Origin of the sequence: Agarilytica rhodophyticola, from assembly GCF_002157225.2 — a bacterium.
Classification (GTDB): Bacteria; Pseudomonadota; Gammaproteobacteria; order Pseudomonadales; family Cellvibrionaceae; genus Agarilytica; species Agarilytica rhodophyticola.
Map to the genome: position 1 here is coordinate 1,973,895 of NZ_CP020038.1, position 21,005 is coordinate 1,994,899.

Annotated in this window: 13 protein-coding genes, 1 pseudogene and 1 CRISPR repeat array; of the genes and pseudogenes, 6 read left to right on the top strand and 8 right to left on the bottom strand. The window is 43.5% G+C overall.

Annotated elements, in window-relative coordinates:
• Window positions 1-118: 118 nt before the first annotated feature.
• The 5 genes and pseudogenes from BVC89_RS08385 (at window position 119) to BVC89_RS08405 (ending at window position 2,111) form a co-directional block, all read left to right on the top strand.
• Window positions 119-427, top strand: a complete 309-nt coding sequence (locus BVC89_RS08385) for a transposase (protein ID WP_086930759.1) — start codon at window positions 119-121, stop codon at window positions 425-427.
• A gap of 43 nt (window positions 428-470) precedes the next feature.
• The gene (locus BVC89_RS08390) at window positions 471-767 is read left to right on the top strand and encodes an IS3 family transposase (RefSeq protein ID WP_158657849.1); all 297 of its coding nucleotides are present in this window, start codon (window positions 471-473) and stop codon (window positions 765-767) included.
• A gap of 24 nt (window positions 768-791) precedes the next feature.
• Window positions 792-962: pseudogene (locus BVC89_RS30855) on the top strand (DDE-type integrase/transposase/recombinase); the annotation flags it as partial.
• A gap of 81 nt (window positions 963-1,043) precedes the next feature.
• Window positions 1,044-1,271: an IS3 family transposase gene (locus BVC89_RS30860; RefSeq protein WP_483860576.1), complete on the top strand. Its 228-nt coding sequence runs from the start codon at window positions 1,044-1,046 to the stop codon at window positions 1,269-1,271.
• A 165-nt stretch (window positions 1,272-1,436) separates the two neighbouring features.
• Complete coding sequence (locus tag BVC89_RS08405) at window positions 1,437-2,111, top strand: phage late control D family protein (RefSeq protein WP_086930763.1); 675 nt, start codon at window positions 1,437-1,439, stop codon at window positions 2,109-2,111.
• Window positions 2,112-2,298: 187 nt separating this feature from the next.
• Here the strand turns inward: BVC89_RS08405 and BVC89_RS08410 are convergent, their stop codons facing one another.
• From BVC89_RS08410 to BVC89_RS08445, 8 genes are all read right to left on the bottom strand, one after another.
• The gene (locus BVC89_RS08410) at window positions 2,299-2,772 is read right to left on the bottom strand and encodes a hypothetical protein (protein ID WP_086930764.1); all 474 of its coding nucleotides are present in this window, start codon (window positions 2,770-2,772) and stop codon (window positions 2,299-2,301) included.
• Between the two features lie 18 nt (window positions 2,773-2,790).
• A complete protein-coding gene (locus BVC89_RS08415; protein ID WP_086930765.1) occupies window positions 2,791-13,023 on the bottom strand; it encodes an Ig-like domain-containing protein in 10,233 nt (3,410 codons plus the stop codon).
• Window positions 13,011-14,501 carry an outer membrane protein assembly factor BamB family protein gene (locus tag BVC89_RS08420; protein WP_086930766.1) on the bottom strand — a complete coding sequence of 497 codons (1,491 nt, stop codon included), beginning with the start codon at window positions 14,499-14,501 and terminating at the stop codon, window positions 13,011-13,013. The genes BVC89_RS08415 and BVC89_RS08420 overlap by 13 nt, the downstream gene beginning before the upstream one ends.
• 506 nt (window positions 14,502-15,007) lie before the next feature.
• Window positions 15,008-15,598 (bottom strand): hypothetical protein, encoded by a 591-nt coding sequence (locus BVC89_RS08425; protein WP_086930767.1) that lies wholly within the window; start codon window positions 15,596-15,598, stop codon window positions 15,008-15,010.
• 36 nt (window positions 15,599-15,634) lie between these two features.
• Window positions 15,635-16,033 (bottom strand): hypothetical protein, encoded by a 399-nt coding sequence (locus BVC89_RS08430; RefSeq protein ID WP_086930768.1) that lies wholly within the window; start codon window positions 16,031-16,033, stop codon window positions 15,635-15,637.
• A gap of 180 nt (window positions 16,034-16,213) precedes the next feature.
• Window positions 16,214-16,513 (bottom strand): Cro/CI family transcriptional regulator, encoded by a 300-nt coding sequence (locus BVC89_RS08435; RefSeq protein WP_103654250.1) that lies wholly within the window; start codon window positions 16,511-16,513, stop codon window positions 16,214-16,216.
• Window positions 16,514-16,521: 8 nt separating this feature from the next.
• On the bottom strand, window positions 16,522-17,013 hold the full coding sequence (locus BVC89_RS08440; protein ID WP_086930770.1) for a hypothetical protein: 492 nt from the start codon (window positions 17,011-17,013) through the stop codon (window positions 16,522-16,524).
• A gap of 529 nt (window positions 17,014-17,542) precedes the next feature.
• Window positions 17,543-18,370, bottom strand: coding sequence for an alpha/beta fold hydrolase (locus BVC89_RS08445; RefSeq protein ID WP_086930771.1), 828 nt, complete (start codon window positions 18,368-18,370; stop codon window positions 17,543-17,545).
• Between the two features lie 380 nt (window positions 18,371-18,750).
• On the opposite strand from BVC89_RS08445, the gene BVC89_RS08450 reads away from it, so the two are divergent.
• Window positions 18,751-19,626, top strand: coding sequence for a hypothetical protein (locus BVC89_RS08450; protein ID WP_086930772.1), 876 nt, complete (start codon window positions 18,751-18,753; stop codon window positions 19,624-19,626).
• 511 nt (window positions 19,627-20,137) lie between these two features.
• Window positions 20,138-21,005: a CRISPR direct-repeat array (repeat unit 28 nt; unit sequence GTTCACTGCCGTGTAGGCAGCTTAGAAA).

Sequence of the window (21,005 nt, forward strand, 5' to 3'; positions counted from 1 at the left end):
GCGTTATTTGGTATGTAAAAAACTATACTATCTAAGTATTGTTTGTAGTGGACTGATGTGGCTACACTAAACCTGACACCTTAATTCACGTAAACTAGGCGTAATTGAGGAGTTCCCCATGAGCCAAAAATCCAAAAAAATCTATAGCCCAGAGTTTAAAGAATCAGCAATAAAATTGGCTTTAGAATCAGACCAACCTGTTGCACAAACTGTTCGAGAACTAGGAATCAGTAGTAGTACCTTACATAATTGGATACACAGCTACACGAAACGAGTCTCTGGGCAAGACACAAGAACAGATGATCATCTTTATGAAGGACTCAAACGCTTGAAAAAAGAAAATGCTCGTTTAAAAGAGGAGCGTGAAATTTTTAAAAAAAACCGCTGTATTTTGCCAAAGAAACACGGTAAAATACGCTTAGATTAGCGCCAACCAAGAAGAATTTCACATTGTCTCTATGCGTGATGTCATGGACGTATCAAGAGGTCAATATTATGCCTGGCTAAAACAACAGCTCACTGAACGAGAAGTTGAAAATGAACGGTTGATGGAAGAAATTAAAGCGCTTTTTGAGGGCAGTCGTGGTACTTATGGTATACGCCGCTTAAAAAACAGGCCCGCAGAAAAAGGGCTTAGAGTGAGTCGTCGCCGTATCGGTCGCTTACTTAAACGTCAGGGTTTATCTTGCAAAACCAAACGCAAATTTAAAGTGACGACAGACACCAAACATAATTTATCCGTAGCGCCTAATGTGCTCGCTAGGTAATTTACGGTTGATCAACCCGATCAGTACTATGTAGGTGATATCACCTACATTGCTGCGCAAGAAGGCTGGTTATATTTGGCGATTGTGATTGACTTATTCTCCCGCAAATTAGTGGGGTGGTCGATGGCTAAGCATATGAGGGTATCCTTGGTAAACGATGCATTGTTGATGGCACTATGGTCACGTAAGCCATAAAAAGGTCTAGTTTGGCATACTGATCGAGGTAGCCAATATGCCTCTGAAAGTCATCGTACCTTATTAAAAGATCATGGTGTTATTCAGAGTGTGAGCCGTAAAGGTAATTGCTGGGATAATGCGGTAGCAGAAAATTTTTTTCATTCATTAAAAACGCAACTCGTTCACCATTGCTTATTCACAACACGAGAGGAAGCGATACAAGAAATTTTTGATTACATTGAAGTGTTTTATAATCGGCGACGATTGTACTCTACTATCAATTATTTATCACCTGTGGCGTTTGAAAATAGCAAAAAATTTGCTTAATTATGTGTCCTGGATAGTGTTGACACATCACTTATTCCTCTAATCGCGAATGCATAAGATCTGTCTTATTTACACGACTAGCATTTTTTTGAGCATACACATACATCTGGTATATCGCATCTGCAGGTCTAAGGTAGGTAATACTTCGAGTATCTCCTTTAAGTATTGTCGCTTTATGTCCTTAAAACGCGTAGTTGGGATAATGTATTACTGAGCGATATCGTTAAAACGATTGCTGCAGAGCATGATGTTATTCCGCGTATTGCTGAAGTCCTTTCGAATATACGCATTAACCATGAGGATCAAACGGAGGAATCAGATCTTCATTTTTTAACACGGCTCGCGAAAAAGAACGGTGCTATAGCTAAGCTGGCGAATAAAAACCTTATTATAGTCGTTGAAGGCGATTCAAAAGCTATTTCAGGTAAAAATTTACCCATCATTAACCTCAATAGAGAAAATGTGATACAGCATCGACTGACACAAGCAGAGCGCGGGAAATACAAAACAGTTATTGCTCATTGGCACGATACACAAGCTGCGCAGAAAATCCCTGTAACAGCCGGTGAAGGAAACCCCGCGTTTACTATAAGACACGACTACGCAGATGCAGAAGAAGCACGACGTGCAGCAGAGGCTAAGTTAAATGCGTTAAATCGAGGCTCAGCCACACTATCACTTACATTAATCGGTGACACTCGTTTACAAGCCGAGGGGGTGTTACAGCTCGATAATTTTCGAGAGCCACTTAATAGTGATTGGCTAATTAAACATGTTGAGCATCAACTTAATAATAGCGGTTTTACAACGCGGCTTGATGCTGAAGCGCCTAACACTTAACCCACTCTACAAGACTCATTATTTTATTTAAGTTATTATGAAAGTGTTGGATTGTGAGTTATTCAGTTTAAAATCCGGAACTTGAAAAGCCCTAGCTATTAACCAGGGCTTATGATTTTCACTCTATATAAATATTGGAAACAACATACAAAGGTTATTGTGATAGGTATTTCTGTTTTTTAAATTTTTAAATATCTATTTCACCCTTTAATTTTAGTTTGTTTCTTTTCTTTGAAAATGTGTCACACCTATAAGCTACAGCGTTATAGTTAACTTTGTATTTTTTATCTCTATCAATTTCATAAAATCTTTTAACATCAATAGATGATGAAACAGTTGCGCCAGGGGGAACTAGTCTAACTAGTACTGCCAGGTTAGAGTCGATAATAATGCTAGGTTCTATTTGTAAGTACTTCGCTTTATTTCCTACTCTTGTATCAACTAAATCAAATACATTTTTATGTAATTCCCCGTCAAAGGGGAAGTATGAATTTTCAATACATATAGGGTATTTTTTCTGATTAATGAACTCTATGTTTAAGCATATACTTTTGCCGCATGTTATTTCCTCAATGACGACATTATTTTCCTTTCCTCCAGAGTGACATATACAAGAGATAAAAAATAAAATAATACATACTAAACAACTTGATAAATTCATAAGAACACCTTTAAGTTACTAACAACTCTTTGCATCTGGATAAACTGCACACGAAAAGTTTGAAGGGTTTTCACGGGCGCCACTCCAACCAGCTGAGCGGGTAAATTTCTTCACAAGCTCATTACCATAAACGATCTCCCCGTCATATTCCTTATGGCCTCTTATCCCTGCAAGATGTGCAGCCTCATGAACTAACATTGCTTCAAAGTCTTCGCTAAAAGCGATTCCTGGGTTAAAGAATATTGTGTCAGGATAGTCGTCTTGACTAACCCATGCGCCAACCAAACTACCCTGACTTCTACGACGAGCAATGTAGTCTGCGTCACCTTCCAGTATTGTTGCTGTCGCCAATTCATTTGCAATTTCGGAATATATGCGTTTTATTTCAGCAAGATCCTCTGCTTTATCAGTTTTGAAATATTTCCTAATATGCCTACGAGCTTTGCTGTTACCTTCCATTGCCGCGTCTATGGTTAATGCAGTTTCCTTTATTCTGTCTATACTCTTTAAGCGAGAATCCTCAACAGAGGTGTTTATATTGCGATCACCGGTCGGATTTTCACCGGAGCCAGGTTGAAAAATTGACTCCTCTGTTGATGGGTGTAAACCACCACTGACCGCCCAACTAAACGCTGCATAAGCCGCCCCATTCCCGAACTTCCCTCCTGTCAAGCTTGACACCGAGCCACCAATAACACTGCTGGCGACACCTCTCATAATATTGGCGCCGAGATCAGCGCTACCGGAATAGGCCAAACGACCACCCACAGCAGCACCAACACCTGCACTAATAAACCCATGACCGAATTTACCACCGTTAAGCACGCTGGTCACGCCACCTAAGACGCCAAGTTGAAGTATCTCCACTTCATTAAAACCATCAAGTCCGAGGTTGGAGGTGGCTGTTGCAGAGGCGTAGGCTGTGACTGCAGCAATGGCAATATCGCCTAAATTACCCCCGGCAATGGCGGTATTCGTGGCCGCAAACCCAGCTGCGAAATAGGCGGCACACGCACCACAATTGACGGCGGCCACAATACTGATCACCGTTTGTGCTGCTTGGAACAGGGTATTCACAAAGCCCACACTAAAGTAACCACTCGGATCTGAAGCATTCAGTGGATTATTAAAGACATAGCTGTAACGGTTGTAACTTTGCGTATTCGTCGCCGCTTGAATAAAAGGGTCCGCCTGAATAAAGCGGGCCAGTCGCGGATCATAAATCCGGCCATTCATATGGATAAGGCCCACTGCGTCCAGATGCTCGTGCATGGTAAAGCCACGAGGGGTAGAAGCGTCGACGACTAATGTGGTGAAGTGGCTTAATTCGTTGGCCAGCAACGCCTCCCAGCTTTGGCCACTGCGGCGTTGTCCCCAGGCATCAAAGCTAAAGACTTGCTCGCGATTATTACTATCACGGGCAATCACCCCATTCACATCGGTAATGACATCCAATGAACCGAGATGGTCTTTATGCAAGTATTCTGTTTTCTCGCCGGTTTTTGTTCCGCTACCATTCAGTGTTAGCGTCACTAACGTGCCGCCAGGGAGGTAACGCTTAATACTTTGGCGACCATCTGAGTGTGTGACTTTTTCTACTTTACCGATATAACGCGTGGTGGTGACACCAGCGCTTGAGGTATCGGTGCGTAAATAACGGCTGCGATTAGGGGCATAACGGAAGGCCGTCGTGTGCTCACCTTTCTGGATCTCAATCGCTTTATCAAAGGTGGAATAGACCAAGGTGCGTCCCGTACCATCATTGTCTAAATTGCCGTTGGCATCGTAAGCGTAGGCAGCATTATCCTCACTGGTATGGCACACGGCGTGAGGGCCAAAACCATTCGCACAATCACTGCCATAATGATAATCCCCTACGCCTGTTTTAAATATGATATTGCCCAGGCTATCGTAACGTATCTCCTGCAATCCAGCAGAACTAGAGCCAGTGACCTGAGTGGTTAAAAGGCGATTCAAGTCATCATAACTAAAGCTCTCCACTAAAGCCTTACCGGCACTATTATCACTGCGCGATGACAGGTTATTGGCATCGTCCCATTCATAATGATGGAATTGAATATCACGATTCCCCAGCTGCGACGAGGCCCACATATCGGACAAACGACCCGTGGCATCGTCATAATCATGCTCAGTGGTCACACCATTACCTGAGCGTGAAGAAATCACGTTACCCCGTTCGTCTGTTGCTAACACTTCATAATAGGTCTGCTTTTCACCATTAACGCGATTAGCATTGACCACTTGTCTCAAAAAGCCGAAGTCGTTGTAAATATTTTCTATCGCACTGCTTTGGAAACGCTGGTCTCCTGCTGCGTCAAAGGCCTGCAGAGCACGACCGAACTGATCGTAGGTGATTTTTTCATAATGGTCATCGTTGGCGGCTAGGCGCGTATGGGTTTCACTTAAGCGTGTTAAGGTGTCATAAACGTAGGTTTGTCGATAACCGCTGATGCTGTCTTCCACGTGTTCAAGCACCCCAAGGTCATCCCCTAGTACAGCGTTATTGTATTCCCATTGCGTATTCCCCTCGATAGAGCCGTCTACACGGGTATCGATACGCGCGGTCGTGCGCCCGAGCAGATCATACGTCAGGGTCGAGGCTTGTCCTTTCGCATCCAACTGGCTAATCAATTCCCCGAAGGCGTTGTAGCGGTAGAGCCACCATCCTGCAATAGGCGTATCAAATTGTGTGGGACATTGATGGGTTTGCGCAAATGCGCCACCTTTGTCAGGGTCAAGCATGGCGGTTTTACGCCCCAGGTGGTCGTAACACATTTTGACTTGTACCTGTTGCGGTTCCAACGGAGTACCATGATGGGTACTGGTGGCCAGATCTCCCTGTAAATCATAGGTGTAAGCAAGGCGACCACCCATGTGATCGATCACTTCCACCAGTTGACCTAAGCCATTACGAATTTCCGTTTTGTTTTGGCTCAATGGGTTGGTGCTCGTGGTGCTAAGGCCATTGTAAGCGACACGTGCTGTCCCCGTAATGCCAGGGAGCCTGGTTTCCACCGGACGGCTAAGCCGATCGTAACGAATTTCCGTCCAGAACTGCGCACTATCACTGGCAAAATAGGGTTCGGAGCGACGTACCATACGACCAAGGGCATCGTATTCCATGTCCACGTTGACCCAACGACCATCAAAGCTGGTAGCGGCCTCACGTAGAGTGCGCCCCAAAACATCAATAAAGGTGCGGGACTGCCCCCCACCTGCCTGGGTGGTGTCTTGAATATACACGGCACTGGTCGGACAGCTACTATCGCAAGCACGCATCAATGTTTGTGTCCAAGCACCATTCTCGCTGTAGGATTGGGATTGTCGACCAAAGGCCCCGTAATGGAAGTATGTGGCGACACCATTAATATCGGTCACTTTGGTGGGTTGCCCCAAGCTATTGCGCTCACCCTCTAATGTTGTTTGGGTAACTTGACCATAGCTATTGGTGGAGGACACCATGTAGCGCCCGATGCTATCGTACAGACTTTCCTCATAGCGTGTCACAGATTGATGACCATCCCAGCCGCGACTTTCCACACGACGCTGGTTCCCGAAATCATCGTAGAAGTATTCAATGGTTAACGCTTGGCTAAGTTGGTCATTCGCTGAGCCTCGGGGTTCCACCGTTTCTGTGGCCATCATCCCCACGTGATTACCACTCGTGTGGTAAGTAAATACCGCCGTTCTCGTCTCAGAGGTTTCACCATTTTGCACAATGACGGTATCGGTTTGCCTGACTCGCCCCATTTGTGCGTAGGTGAAGTCTTGACCTTCTTGCCCATGCAAACCCAGGGTTAAGCCACTGTCATAATGGTTGGTAATAGTTTTCACATGACTAAAACCATCGCTGCGGGTATCCACAATGACCTCCGTCACATTGCCCCAATCATCATAGGTGTTTGTGGTGAGGGTAGATTGTTGCTCGCTATCGCTGACACGTAAACCATCAAGTTGCGTACTATCGGTCGCACTGACAAAGGTCGTTTCTGTGCTGTTGGCCATATGCACTTGCAATGGTCCAAGTGCGACAGAACCATTGTTCGTTAGTGTGCTGGCCCATTCGGGCTGCCAGCCTTGAATCGCCCATGTATTTGTCAGCTGGCTCAATCGTTCCCCTTCTGGCGTAAATACTTCTGTCATGTGAGGACGTCCGTGGAAAGGAAAATCCTGGCGATACGTGGTCACTGTCTGTATTTGCATTTGTTCATCAATAGACGTCAAACGCTCAAAGCCCAAGAACCCACGCCCAGCGGCTTGCATTTTAGCCGCTGCATAGTAATAGCTGATATGACTCTTTGTCGTAGGATCGATACCCGGAGTGGCACCTGCAGCAGGCGCGCTGCTGGCAATATCCGTCACAATAGGATAAGCGCTGCGGAATTCTAATACCGGTTGATACTTACCTAGGGTGTGATGGCCAGACCAGTTGGCGTTAAGCGCACTGTAGAATTGACTGGCATCCAGCTGATAATAGGACTCACACAGCATAAGATCGCCTATGTCTTCACGGGTACAGACTTGGTTGAGCAGTGCACCGAGCGTCTCGCCTACTTCAAGACGGCTGTAATGATCACTTTGGGATAACGGTTCATAGGTAATCTCCGTGACGCCCCCTAAACCATTGGTAATCTCGGACACAACATTCACCGGCCCACTGTGTAGCGATGGATAACGAGACAACTCACCATCCATGGCCCGATAACGGAAATAATCTAAAGCGCCATCGCCGTCACCATCAACGAAAATATGATTTTCTCGAATGTTAGGATCGCCTCCCGTCCCTGCGGGACGTACATATTCTGAAGAGGCGTTAAAGGTCTCGGCATGTTTATCCCAGCGGTGCATGCGAAGCTGTTTGAACGGATACGTGAGGTACAGGATATCCACGTCGCCATCGGCATCGAAATCGGTAAACGTGGGAGCACGATCAAACTCATTTTCGCCATCGCCACGGGTCAGTAATAAGGTGTGTTCTGCCTCAAAACTGACACCGTTGCTGAGGGCATAGGTCACTTCGCCTTCGAATGTTGTCACCCTGTCACTCAGCCCATCGCCATTGAGATCCACTAAGCTGACACGGCCCAATTCACTCGCAAGACCGCCGGTTATGACTCGTGACTCCCCAACGAAAAAACGCTCGTCCAATGGTTCTAAGCCACCATTAGTGAAGGAATACACATCATAATAAAATTGAAATTGTCGTACTGCCGTTCCTACCGGGGCATCACCAATATAACGATACCGTATCAATAATTCAGGCACGCCATCGCCATTGATATCCCCCACAGAACTGGACAGATCATCACGCACAGGCGTATCCCTATTGGCGTAGGCAGCAGGCATCTCCAAGGTATAGGTGGTTGCATTACCAAAATGATAAAACGTATTGGAGCTGATCGCTGCACCACTCGGTTCGAGGTGACGAACTACCACCCGCGATTGATCATCCAAATAGACAATATCACTAAGACCATCACTGTTGACATCAATAAACTGCAGCGTGTGATTAGCTGCAATGAAGTGGCTATCATCAAGTGCTTGTAATAACCAACCGTCGGTGGTGGGTGTGGACACATAGATTGTCCAGCCGCCATCGCCCTCCGCATAAACAGCTAAATCGGAGCGTCCATCCGCATTGTAGTCAAACGGCTCTATACGCCCGCTAATAGGCCCAGGGCGGGAGATACCCGCGACCTCCGTCAATACTGCGTTTATGAAAACATGGTCTTCACCCGATGCAAAGTTCTTCCGCTGTAAATTGCCTTCGGACATGGTCGCGTAACCCAAGCGAACAGGCTCTAAACCGCCGAATAAAAAGAAAATATCCTGTTCACCATCGCCATCAACGTCACCAAAGGAGTAGTCCGCGATGAGCTGAGGGTTGGTAAAGGTGATGACATCGCTCGCCGTAGATGCTTGACCTTCAGTGTAATACTCCCACGCGAAAGTCGTCGGCGGTAGGCAAGTACTTTGCACACAGGTTGTAACACTGGACAGGCGGCTGGTCTGATCATCTTGATCTGCTGGGTAGTCTTCATACTCCAGGGTATAATCGCGAATCGCTGAGGCTGTGCCTTGAATCACGTTATAGACATGGATACCGACCAATCGTTTAGTCACGGAAAAACGGTAACCAGAAATATAGTCTCGTTGCACATCAGGTCGTTCAGCATCCGTGTATTCGAAGGTGACATAGGCGTTGGCGGTAGTGCCATTACCATAGGCATAGTCAATACGCGTGAGACGATAGTCACTGCCTGCGGTATGTTCATAGTAATAGTCAATGCTATTGCCGACACTGTCTTTAAATGCACTCATTGTCCAGGATACGGTATGCGCGTCGTCGGGCGTGCGCTGTTGGGCATTATTGCCATTGGCTTCACGGCCATAGGTACTGAGAGAGCCATCTTTGGCAATCGCGGTAAAATAATCGGGCGCACCATCACTGCCGCCCACCGAGGTGATGTACATAAAGCTCTCCACCTCGGTGCGGTATTGAGCGCCCACTGCCCCATAGTAAGCCCCATCAACAAGAATTAAGCGCTGACCGTTCAAGCAAAAACGATCGTCACTGTTCCAGCGAATAGCCGTAGTAGTGTTATCTTGCCCTAACGTTTGACGACAACGGCTGATCGCCGAAGACGCGGTCAAACTCCATCCTTGGCCTAACAGGGCGTTTCTATTTTGACTGGAATATTGCAAAGACACTTCGGGAGCAACGCCTGCTGTGCCTTGCGGTAGCGTGATAGGGATAGAATACGTTGCGGCCCCTTGTTCGTTAACACGGAACTGGCCTTCAAGGGAGCCGATCAAGTCTGACGTAGAAGTATCGGGCGCATCAGGCATAGCAGCAGGCTGCGGTGCCGCATCCGGCGCGCCCAAGGCAGGGCTGGTATTGGCCAAATATTCTTGATAGTTAGTCAAGCCGTCGCCATCGGCATCCCCATCACCGCTTTGGCTGGTAAGGTCGCCAAAGTGCGTGAGTTCCCACTGATCGCCCAGACCATCGTTATCGCTGTCCAGTAAAAAGTCGCAATTGGCCTCTAAACAAAAGCCATAAAAGATTTGGAAAATACGCAGTAATTCTTGGTCAACGCGGGTAGAGAAGGCTTCGCTGCCGACTAGCTGCATGGCTAATTGCGTGCGCGTCAGTGCACCGCTGGTGAGTGCTGCGAGGTCTGCTTGATATTCGGGTGTATCCACCCACTCGGTAATATTTAACACGTTCTCATACAGAGCACCCACATAGAGGAAGTCGGTTAAACCGCCGTAAAGGGCAACACCGGAATCAGAGGTTAAAAAAGCTTCCGTCACCTCTTCTAAGGTCGCGCCATAATCTGGCAGTAAGGCATAGGTCCAGAATGTGAGTGTTTCTTTATCAGGATGACGACGCAATAAGCCTTCAAATAAACGCCCCACTTGAAAGAGTTCGGTAGCATCCCAGCCGTCCACCACAAATTGCTCAAAGTCTTCGCCAACAGTGGTTAAGTAATCACGCAATAAGGACTGATCGATACTCTGCCAGTTGAGTTGCTCCGGCCCGATCACTCCAGCCCGTAGCTGGTGCAATTGCCCATCCACAGAACTAAAGGACAGACTGTAATCCCCATAAATCACTGGCTTTTCGGCAATACCGGCAGTGGCGTTATATGTCCAACGGACTTGTCCATCGGTGCCAAGGGAATAGAAACGGCTGTCCATCGCACCCGCGTAAACAAAGTCATATTGATCTACCAGAGGTGACGCCACCGCGCCTGCTGCGGGGAATTGCCAATGGATTTGGCCACTGAGTACATCTTCAGCGCCACCCACCGCCACAAGGTGGCGATCACCGCCGCCCACATAGACGGTATTTTCATTCAATGAAAGGGCAGGCTGGGTGGTAATCGGTTCTTGAATATCCACCGGCCACCCCGTAATAAGTGTACCGGCACTGTCATAGGCATACAGTTGATCACCACGGCCAATATAAATAATCCCGTTAGCACTGACGGTAGGTGGCCCACTATTGACGGCAGGTTCCGGTGATGCATTATTGGGATAGACCTGGGTTGAAGCACGATTATTATTAGTGGTATTCACCACCGATAACGATAATCCACCCAGATTATTTAAGGCATCAATAATCAAGGCATCATCGATAGGCAATTGCAGGGAATCGTTGTTAACGATTAATTCAGGTGAACTAAACGTTTGGTTTAACGGGCTGGTTGTAATAGAACTCACAGCCACTTCAGTATTAGTATCAAAGCCGGTGCCAGTAATCGATACACAGGTGCCATCGCAAGCGAGTGATGCGCTGTAAAGCACCGGCGTATCAATCACACTCACGGATAAAATCCCTCCAGGCGTACTACAGGCGTTTTGATCATTACAGGCCAATACACGGTAAGAATAGGTATTGGTGGTCTTATTATTGAGTACAAGTGATGTTGTGCTTTGATTGGCGATTTGCTGCCAAGGGCCAGTCCCTATTTGTTCTTCCACTAAGTAGTGATCCAGGTTTTCTGTAATCGCATCCCAACAGATCTCAAAAGCGCCAGTGCTTTGGCCACTAGTAGCACCGTTGGCACATATGGCTGAAGTTTTTAAATAGGTGGGGCCGGGGCGTTGTGGTACCGGTAAGGTGACAGTCACAGTATAAGGGGCACTAAAGGCTGAACACCCCAGATCGTTGCACGCATTAACGCGATAGGTGTAGGTGCCATTGCCTAAGCCGGTAAAAGAAGAGGCACGATTGGCGGAGCGAATCACGCGGGTAAAATCGCCATCGCTGCAGGTCGCCAAACGGCATTCTTGTAGCTCGTATTCATTCGCATCTGTTACTGCATTCCAGCTGAGTGTGTAAATCCCGGTACTGTTATTTACTCCGGTGTCTGCCGCTAATCCTGTCGGTGCTGAATTAGGTGCGGTTTGTTCAATCCCTTCAATCACCACGACTGGCGAAGACGCACTGGTGATGCCGTGATTATCGGTGGCTTGTGCGGTAATGGAATGTAAACCCGAAGCGGAGACTGTCCACGTGGCGGTATAAGGTGCGCTGGTATCGGTGCTGATGATACTGCCATTGCGAAAAAACTGTACTTGGGTGATGGTGCCATCATCACTGGCGGTTGCGCCGATGGACACACTGTCTCCCACATCAAATTGTGTGTTAGGTGCGGGACTATTAATAAATACGGTGGGGCGTGTGTGCACATTGACCGTGATAGCGGTTGAACGTGTGGTGGCGCCATGATTATCGGTAGCGCGAGCCTCCAGTGTTTGTGCACCTGATTGTGTGGGTGTCCATTGAGCGGTAAACGGTGCGCTGGTATCGCGGGCAATACGTGTTGTGCCGTGGTAAAAATCCACGTAGGAGACGGAGCCGTTGGTATCGGTCGCACTGGCTGACAATAGAAGTACTTGGTTTAATAATTGGTAGTGGCCATTGCTAGGAGAGAACAATGAAACATTCGGCCTAATATTCCCTTGGCAACGGGCAGAAGTTCGCCACGGCGTGCGTGTGTTGGGTTGTTGATCATAATAGGCGCGCACGCGATACCGACGTTCTTCGCCGGTGTTAATGCCGGGTCGTGAAATTGAGGTGGCACTTGCGCCAGCCGGATTGGTTAAACGTGTCCATGTGCTCCCCCCATTAGAAGATTCTTCAATATCGTAACGATTCGCCGCCGAGACTGCTGGCCAACTAACGGTATAACTATTGATACAGTAGTTGGGTAACGAAATGGCTCCCATCGAACCTAATTGACGAATGACCGTAATAGTGCCGATGAGATCGATATCTGTTCCACCGCCATCAGGATCACCGTTGTCGTTAATTTCCGACTCAGCATAATACTGGTACACACCATTATCATGGTTGAGTGTAATGGTGCGTGTTTCACCATCCACAAGTCCAAAATCTAATTGCGTTTGCTGACCATTAAAGGTGCGTGTGGCCGTTAAGCGAATCGCATCAATTTGAGGATCACTTGGAAAGGAATAGGAAATTCTGTAAGTGCCATTAGTATCGGTATAAGTGGCTGTGGAACCCGATCCGCTGACATTCTCCACATCAAGAAAATTAAAATAGGATTGTGCGGATGCCGAAGCCCCAAAAGTAATTAAACATAAAGGTAATAAAAAGAGAGTAAAATATTTATTAATATCCATAGGCTTCATTCGAATACCTCTCTTGAAAAAAGTATGACGATGAAAAATAAAATACTTCGTTAACGTACCCATACGACACTCGCCTCCCTGTTCTGTAATGGATTGGCAGGCTCCACGGCATACAAACGTCCTTCACTATCTTTGATATAAAGATAATCCGTGGGTGCACTTGCAGGGGAAACGATGGGGGCAGCATTGACGGTGGTATTGGCCGATACATTAAGACGTAAACGCCACAGTTCAGTACCATTTACATCGAAGGCGTAAAGCCAACCATTTTGAGTAATGGCGAATACTGTATTTTTTTCATTATTGAAGGCAAGACCAGCAACTGCGCCTTGTGTATCCGCTGACCAAAGGACATCTCCAGAAATAGTATTAATACTGTAAACGTCAGTATTATTGGAGCCGACAAAAATCGTATTATTAGAACCGATTAAAGGCTCGGCGTTAATTAAGCCAAGTGATTGCGACCAAAGCTCGCTACCGTCAGTGTCCAGTTTTCGCAATAAACTATTATGTGTGCTGACATAGCGTGAGCCATCTTCAGCAATGGTGGTGGCTTTCGCTGCTGAACTGAGGGCAGGCACGTTGAGTCGATCCGCAGAAGCGGCATAAATAAATGCGGAGCGTGCTTTCCAAATATCTTCGTTATAAACGGCTAAGGTAAATCCACGTAATGTACGTGAAGAGTCAAGCGCTAACGGGGAAGCAAATGTCCAAATATGGGTAATGCCCGGACGAATATGAGAGCGCCCCTCATAATTCTCCCAGCGATGATCCATCCTCAACGCAGAAACAAGATCCGGGTTATTCGTGCTGACACTTCTTGGTTCGGGAAACCCGATCTCTTGTACTTCCGGATCAGGGATGCCCATTGAGTCATAAATTAATACGCGATCGACATCCCCCTGTCCATTATCGTAAAGGGCATAGAGCATTGTTTTATTGCCACTGCCTGAGATTAAAAAATTAATGGAGGCGTAACGCGCTTGCTGATCCAGCGGCAGTGTCACATCGACACTCGCTAATGGGTGTGTATTAGAACTGCTATGAGGACGATGTGCCCTGACAACATTCGGTTGTGTTTGAAGATGCTGCGGCTCCCCTTGAGGTCGGAGAACAAAACCACCTTGCGGAACGGCATCACGCGATGTATCTAAACGGAAAAGACCGTAAGCTGTGGTCAATTCGCCACTACTTGGCAAACCAGAATCACTTTGATCATCCCAGCTATAGGTCACGCCAAAGCTAAGGTTATGGTCACCAAAGACACGCCCCACATCGCTGCTGACAAATCCCCAGCTGGCTGGTGGATCATATAAGGCCGCATGACTCGCCTCGGCATTGGAAATATAGCCATCGTAATTAACGCCTAGAGAAATATCTAAAGGGACAATATCCGCATAAGCAGAGCGGGGAACAACTTGGACAATAGAAAAAAAACAGATAAACAAAAATATTCTATTTATCATGTTGTAGGTTCTTTTTCTTTCTAAATTAAGAAAAATAAAAGAACAACAAGAAATAGTAAGGCGAGAGGGATTCATACATCCTCCTTGTATAAATGAAAAGCACACAGAAATACCTCACGATAAGGTATGTTATGTGTATATGTTGTTGGGATTAAATACTTTACTGGACGATAAACATGTGATGTATCCTTAAACGTTAAATATCGGCTTCCTAGACCTTTGCGAAAACACGGTATATCAATACATTTTTTTAAAAAATTACACCGCGTTATTCGAGACAAATATGGAAAAATAAACACTAACTTGTCGAAAATTTTAACATAAGGTGTATTAAAATACAGTGTTTTAAGTGACATATTGCCTATATGATTTTTTTTCATACAACATAGCTCCTTACACACAAGAACATGAATACATCATGAACATGTGAATAATGTTGATGTTAACTATAAGTGTAGGTTGTGATGATTCGTGCCGCGTATGCGACTTTGGTCGTAATGTGTAACAGATAAAAAAAGCGTCCTTGCTGAGTGTTCGTCTTCCTTGGTCTTGCTCCCCCATAGATTATTGATTATTGTCCATTAGTCTTCGGCCAAGACTGCCGGGTCTGCTGGAAATGACAAAGCAATATTTTCTTCAAAAACAATGCCGCGCAAGTTATGACGCATAAACGTGTCTCTAAAATCGTGTCGGCAATAGATCCCGAGATAGTTATCGTATTCACATTTAAACAGGGGTAAATGTGTCAGCTTCTCCTCAATAAAATGCAGTGTGGTGACGTAGTCATATTCATTTTTTGTGGAGTGTTTTATATCTAGCCCATTAAATTGTTCGGCAATTTTTAACGGATTATAAAGGTAGGCTCGTGTATCTTCGGAATAGACCGGTAGGAACTCACCATGATCTGCTAGCGTCTCGTAAAAAATTGTGTAAGACTTTTCATTGAATAACATACGCCCGTAGTCGGCGATAATATCGGGAATGGGAAGCAGTGGCCCTTCTTCGAGAGAATTATGAAAATGGAACCGGATGGGTTGCCATTGATGGGTATAATGCACGGCATTAATCTCGATACCAAAAACACTGTAACGGCCTAACTTTTTCAACAGATCGTTGCTATCCAATTGGTAGGTGGCATAACGATAAAAGTTAGGATGAATTCTGTAAATCATGTGAATGATGTCCTTATGGAAATAATATCAAGCCGGTCAGTTGGCAACTTTCGACCATTGCTGTGTTTGTTCCCGACAAAACCGCAGCCCGGTTAACGGTATTGTTTCAATAATATTTTTAAATCGCTGGTGGCAGACAAGCGCGGATGTCTTGTCTTGTATACCTTTAAAGATCAAGGTATTTTTAGTGGTAGAAATGAGCGTTTTTTTTGTGGCTCGTTTAAGAAACAGGGAAGGGCAGAACACATAGCCAATATGGTCGCTGGCATAAACACGAATAAACGTCCCGTATTTCTCAAGCGCACTGGCGATACAATGGTAGGCGTGAAGACTGAAATACATCGAATGCTGGTGGACAATAATATCCGGCAGCAGGGTATTAATAATCGTGCCTTTGTCAGCGGACGAAAATGTAATATGTGCATGCTGTGACATATCGCTCTCCCATGTTATAATACTAAGGCCGAGTAGCCAGTCGCTACGCAGCGAATATTGGATAGGGGTTGGCCTATCCTGATGGATGCTGTAGAACATAATGAAAAAATATATTACCCTACGCTATGGCTAGCGCATAAAAGTGTTAGGCTCTTTAAAGTAGCGTGCTATTTTTTTATATTATGTTTGCATTTTTTCTTGTAATCCTCGTCTTTCCATATGTTTGTTGTAGGCTTCTTCCAATAACTCGTTAATAGACACTGTCTCACCGGCATAGGTTTTTTTGCCTTCCACAAGCAGCATCACTTCCCATACTTTATCGCAAGGGATATACCCCGATTTTACCCATCGTGCGACAGCACTCACCGAGACATTCATCGCTTTTGCTAACGCCGCTTGATTACCAAAAATACGTAAGACCTTTTTAATTCCCGGCGTTAGGGCTTTAGAGTGATGTGTGATGTTATACTGCGATTTCATGATGGATCTCATCGATAAGCTTTATTATTATTTTCTATTATTTTTTTTGCTGCTTTTTGTTTCCTGATATGCGCTAATTCAACAATGTTGTTGAATTTAATACAGTTATTTTTTTTGTGTTTTTTTATTTCTAGGTTGCTATCAAACATTCTACTTGTTGTGTATTTACCTTCGAAATGTAAATCAATTGTCATCGTATTCCATTTAAACATATCTTCGAAGTAAGCATTATAAGCATGCAAAATAGTACAAATAGTTGAGATAAAATCTCTGGTATCGTTTGTGAGAGGGATATTTTTTGCTTGAGCACCTTGCTCTTCCTCTACGGAAAATTTAATTTTAAAATCTTTCTTATTTTTTTTAATGACATGTAAATGCATCATGAAGAAGTCGTCTTCGTAAGTATCAAGCAGTTGAATGATGATCTTATTGATTAGTCTTTTTGTGTAGTCCTTGTCTATATCTTTGTATAGTAATGCTTTAAAGCTGTGTTTCTGCATGTGTTATCCTTGTTAGCGTATAGGCGATTTATGTGTGTTGTTGCTGTTTTAGATTACAAATATAATTATTTAATTAATTTATATTGAAATTTTTTATCTCTGTTTTTGATATTAAATATTTTTAAATTTTCATTTGGTGTACATGTGCTACTTTGGTATTCCGCTTTAAAATATATTTGTATAGGTGTATTGTATGAAAAAAACCTATTTCTAAAAAAGTAAGTGTGACGGGAGTTTTTTGGTATTTTTTCCAGTCGGTATAATTTAAGGCGAAATAACGATAATCTTCGCGCCATTTTTGTCATATTTTCGTGATTTTTACTAAGCTATTTTGTTTTTGGAAATATTTTTTCCTAAATAAGTATGTTTTCTGAAGAAAAATACTTGCAAAAAATATATTTAAAAAATAGTATGCGCACGTTGCTTAGATCTTTGAGAGTTTGCAGGAATATGGTTTTATGAAAGAGCCCGCTTGTTTGAGGGCTCGTTGGTATTAGATGTGGATCTTACTTAATTTTTAGTATGTCTGTTAAGCTACCATTCTTTTATCTCCGATAAGGTAGTCACAAATTATATCGATGGTTTCTGCTGGTTTTTCGATATGAAATAGATGGTCTGTATTTGGAATTAGCTTGAATGATGCGTTGGGTATTTTTTTTGCCAGTGCCTGGCATCTTTGAGGTGTTACATAAGGGTCTAGCTCTCCTGTAAAACATAATGTTGGGCATGTTATATTTTCAAGATTATCGCCTCTGTATGACATTAGGCGTATAGAATTATATATAAAACATTTGAACTGGTCTTTTGTGTATTTTTCTGCTTTTCTCAATGTGGCTCTTTTAATGACTTTGTGCTTCGGGATGGTAGTTGTTTTGCTTGTGATGAGTTCTAAAAAGCCCTTTGAAAACTCCTTGGGATTATCTAAGCAGTTGGCCATCATAGTAAATATTTGATTCCATTCTTCTTCCGGAATATTTTGCATCGAACCCGCAAGCACAAGCTTACTAATTTTTTTTGAGTTTTTTTTTGCGTACTCTAGAGCAACACCTGTAGCATAGCTACATGATACGAGATGAAATGGTTTTTGTATTTTTTTTGTAATGAATTCATCTAAACAACTAGCTAAATAAGGTATGTCATATGATGGGTGTAGGGGAGCAGTCATGCCTGTTCCAGGGAGTTCTATCACATGGTAATCGAAGTGTTGACTTAATCCTAAATTAAAGTCTTTTATACTTTCTATCTCTTGAAGGTTACCGGGAATAAACACTAATGAAGGTTTTTCTTTATTAAGAATGTGCAAATGGCGCGCAAGTCTTTCTTTTAGTTGGATATTCATTAGGGTACTGTATTGCATTTTATATTACCTTTGTTGATGGTTTAGTTATACGCCATCAATTATTGAGATTTGAATAATAGGTATCAATTAGGTTTTTTAACCAATAGAACTGTGCATATAGTTCAAACTATTTTATTTTTTAGATGTGGTTTTTGGCGATAAGATAATTTTATTTGCGCCATTTTGAATAGTTTATTTTTATATGTATTTACTGTGATTAAGAAAAAATTATTAATATCGATATTTTCGAGTGTCGATTACATTTATTTTTTGATGGAAAAACTTAGTATTTCGATCTATCGTGAGCGCACTATTAACGCTAGGTATACTTAATATTCGTATTGATCAAAAGAACATGTACTGTGCTTTTGGGTTTAGCACGTAGCAATTACTGAAAAATGCCAAACAAAATTAAAATTGCCACAGAAGGCGAACTTAAGATAATTTGTGAGAAAGAAAAACAAGCCAATGAGAATTTTGGCTTTGCATTGAAATGGATTTACAAAAGCCAGGGCTGGAAAGGCGAAAAGATTTGTAAGAGGATTCACGGATACAAAGCAAAAACATGGGATGCATATGCTCAACCATCGCATACTAAGAGTCGATCTTTACATGCAGTAGCAGCATTTTGCTGGCTATCTCAAATATCTATGTCTGCCTTATATTATGGTGCTCAATTAGAACAGCTATGGCTTGGATTTGACACGGAATTAGTTCGTATTATCGCCTACAGTAATGCTCTGACTAAAGGTCAGTTTGAAAGTCTTATTCAACTTTTTAGAGAGAAGATTAAAAGTTTAGATAATGATGTAAACAAAAAAGTAGACGATCTATTGGAAAAGTTACATGAGTATCCAGATGAGAAATTTTTAATCCCAGATACTTTGAATTTAGATTCATTTAAAAGAGATTATTATGGTTCAATCGGTTATAAGTTAAAAGAGCTACGAGTTGAAAACAAAGTTGCTACTGAAGTAATGGCTCATGTTATTGGAGTAAGTGTAGGTCGATATGTTTCTTTCGAATCTCCTGACGACTCTACATATATTCCATTGAATCTGGCTATGCGTCTAAAATTTGGTTTGCATTATGACAATACAACGGAACTACTTAGTCGTATGAGCGAATTTAGAGGTTTTTATCAAGCGAGATATGTACAACAATTACGTGAATCGATTGTCTCACTGCTATTAGGAAAGCTTTCTTTATCTGAGAAATTGATTTTCAGTAATTTAGCCAAAAACGTAATGATTTTTCATTTTAAACAAATGTGATGGCTATTTAAAATAGCAGTAATTGAGATTTTGGCTTTCTAGTCGTTTTATTAAAATCCTACAAAATTTTAGCTACTTTAACCTCTAAAATAGTTTTAATTTATAGTATTGCTAAGAAATCTGCATGGTAGGTTGTTGTTTTTAATGGACAATGCCTTTTATAAAACTTAAGCAACGGCCTCACTTATACTCTGGCAGGTAAAGTATCATGCAAATATTGAGGGACTACAGCGTCGTGATGGTTGCTTTCTCGCCTAATTTACTGATTGACCGACCATTAGGTACATGAGTCAATATATACCGTAGAATACATTTGTCAATATTGTCACCCTAGTCTTCGTGAGATGAGCACATGTTCATTTACACTATTATTCGGTTTTACCCTTTTTTTTCGAGTATCACTACAGCCCTCATTTTACGTGGGTTCGATGGAAGAAAATAAAAAAGGGTATTTATGCTAAAAAGCATAAAAGTTCTTTAATAATCAGGTGTTTATTATAGTTTTTGTATTGTTCACTGCCGTGTAGGCAGCTTAGAAAAAATAATAAAGGTACATCAGTACCAGGACGATGTTCACTGCCGTGTAGGCAGCTTAGAAAACCTTGATCGAAAAAATTATCGACAAGGAAACGTTCACTGCCGTGTAGGCAGCTTAGAAATGTGGCGGAGAACGTGTGTCAACTGGTTAGCAGTTCACTGCCGTGTAGGCAGCTTAGAAAACGAACAAAACCAGAAACAACAACATCAACATGTTCACTGCCGTGTAGGCAGCTTAGAAAATGAAATTAACTACCCATTCTTCGGTCTTAAAGTTCACTGCCGTGTAGGCAGCTTAGAAATTTTGCCGGGTAATAATCTAAAACATCAGCTAGTTCACTGCCGTGTAGGCAGCTTAGAAATTATATACCCCTCTAAAAAGTTGTCGTTATCCGTTCACTGCCGTGTAGGCAGCTTAGAAAATGCTGGGACGAGCACCTACAACAAAAAAATCGTTCACTGCCGTGTAGGCAGCTTAGAAAAATGCAGCAGGCTCCAGCACAGCAGCAAGGGAGTTCACTGCCGTGTAGGCAGCTTAGAAATTTACTTGCGGCAAACCTTGCTAGCTGTGGCCGTTCACTGCCGTGTAGGCAGCTTAGAAACTTGAAAGGTGGCAGGAGCCTATAAGAACAACGTTCACTGCCGTGTAGGCAGCTTAGAAAAGGAACATTAGGCATCTGTGAAACTGGAACAGGTTCACTGCCGTGTAGGCAGCTTAGAAAAATATAGGGGCGCGCCGGGATAATTACTTTTTGTTCACTGCCGTGTAGGCAGCTTAGAAAATCCCAATCATCGCAGGTTTGTTTTCCCCTTTATTCACTGCCGTGTAGGCAGCTTAAAAT

What these genes read in the sequence shown, in the direction of transcription:
- BVC89_RS08385 (WP_086930759.1), top strand. Translation starts at nt 119, where the DNA reads ATGAGCCAAAAATCCAAAAAAATCTATAGCCCAGAGTTTAAAGAATCA.
- BVC89_RS08390 (WP_158657849.1), top strand. Translation starts at nt 471, where the DNA reads ATGGACGTATCAAGAGGTCAATATTATGCCTGGCTAAAACAACAGCTC.
- BVC89_RS08410 (WP_086930764.1), bottom strand. Translation starts at nt 2,772, where the DNA reads ATGAATTTATCAAGTTGTTTAGTATGTATTATTTTATTTTTTATCTCT.
- BVC89_RS08415 (WP_086930765.1), bottom strand. Translation starts at nt 13,023, where the DNA reads ATGGGTACGTTAACGAAGTATTTTATTTTTCATCGTCATACTTTTTTC.
- BVC89_RS08420 (WP_086930766.1), bottom strand. Translation starts at nt 14,501, where the DNA reads ATGAATCCCTCTCGCCTTACTATTTCTTGTTGTTCTTTTATTTTTCTT.
- BVC89_RS08425 (WP_086930767.1), bottom strand. Translation starts at nt 15,598, where the DNA reads ATGATTTACAGAATTCATCCTAACTTTTATCGTTATGCCACCTACCAA.
- BVC89_RS08430 (WP_086930768.1), bottom strand. Translation starts at nt 16,033, where the DNA reads ATGTCACAGCATGCACATATTACATTTTCGTCCGCTGACAAAGGCACG.
- BVC89_RS08435 (WP_103654250.1), bottom strand. Translation starts at nt 16,513, where the DNA reads ATGAAATCGCAGTATAACATCACACATCACTCTAAAGCCCTAACGCCG.
- BVC89_RS08440 (WP_086930770.1), bottom strand. Translation starts at nt 17,013, where the DNA reads ATGCAGAAACACAGCTTTAAAGCATTACTATACAAAGATATAGACAAG.
- BVC89_RS08445 (WP_086930771.1), bottom strand. Translation starts at nt 18,370, where the DNA reads ATGCAATACAGTACCCTAATGAATATCCAACTAAAAGAAAGACTTGCG.
- BVC89_RS08450 (WP_086930772.1), top strand. Translation starts at nt 18,751, where the DNA reads ATGCCAAACAAAATTAAAATTGCCACAGAAGGCGAACTTAAGATAATT.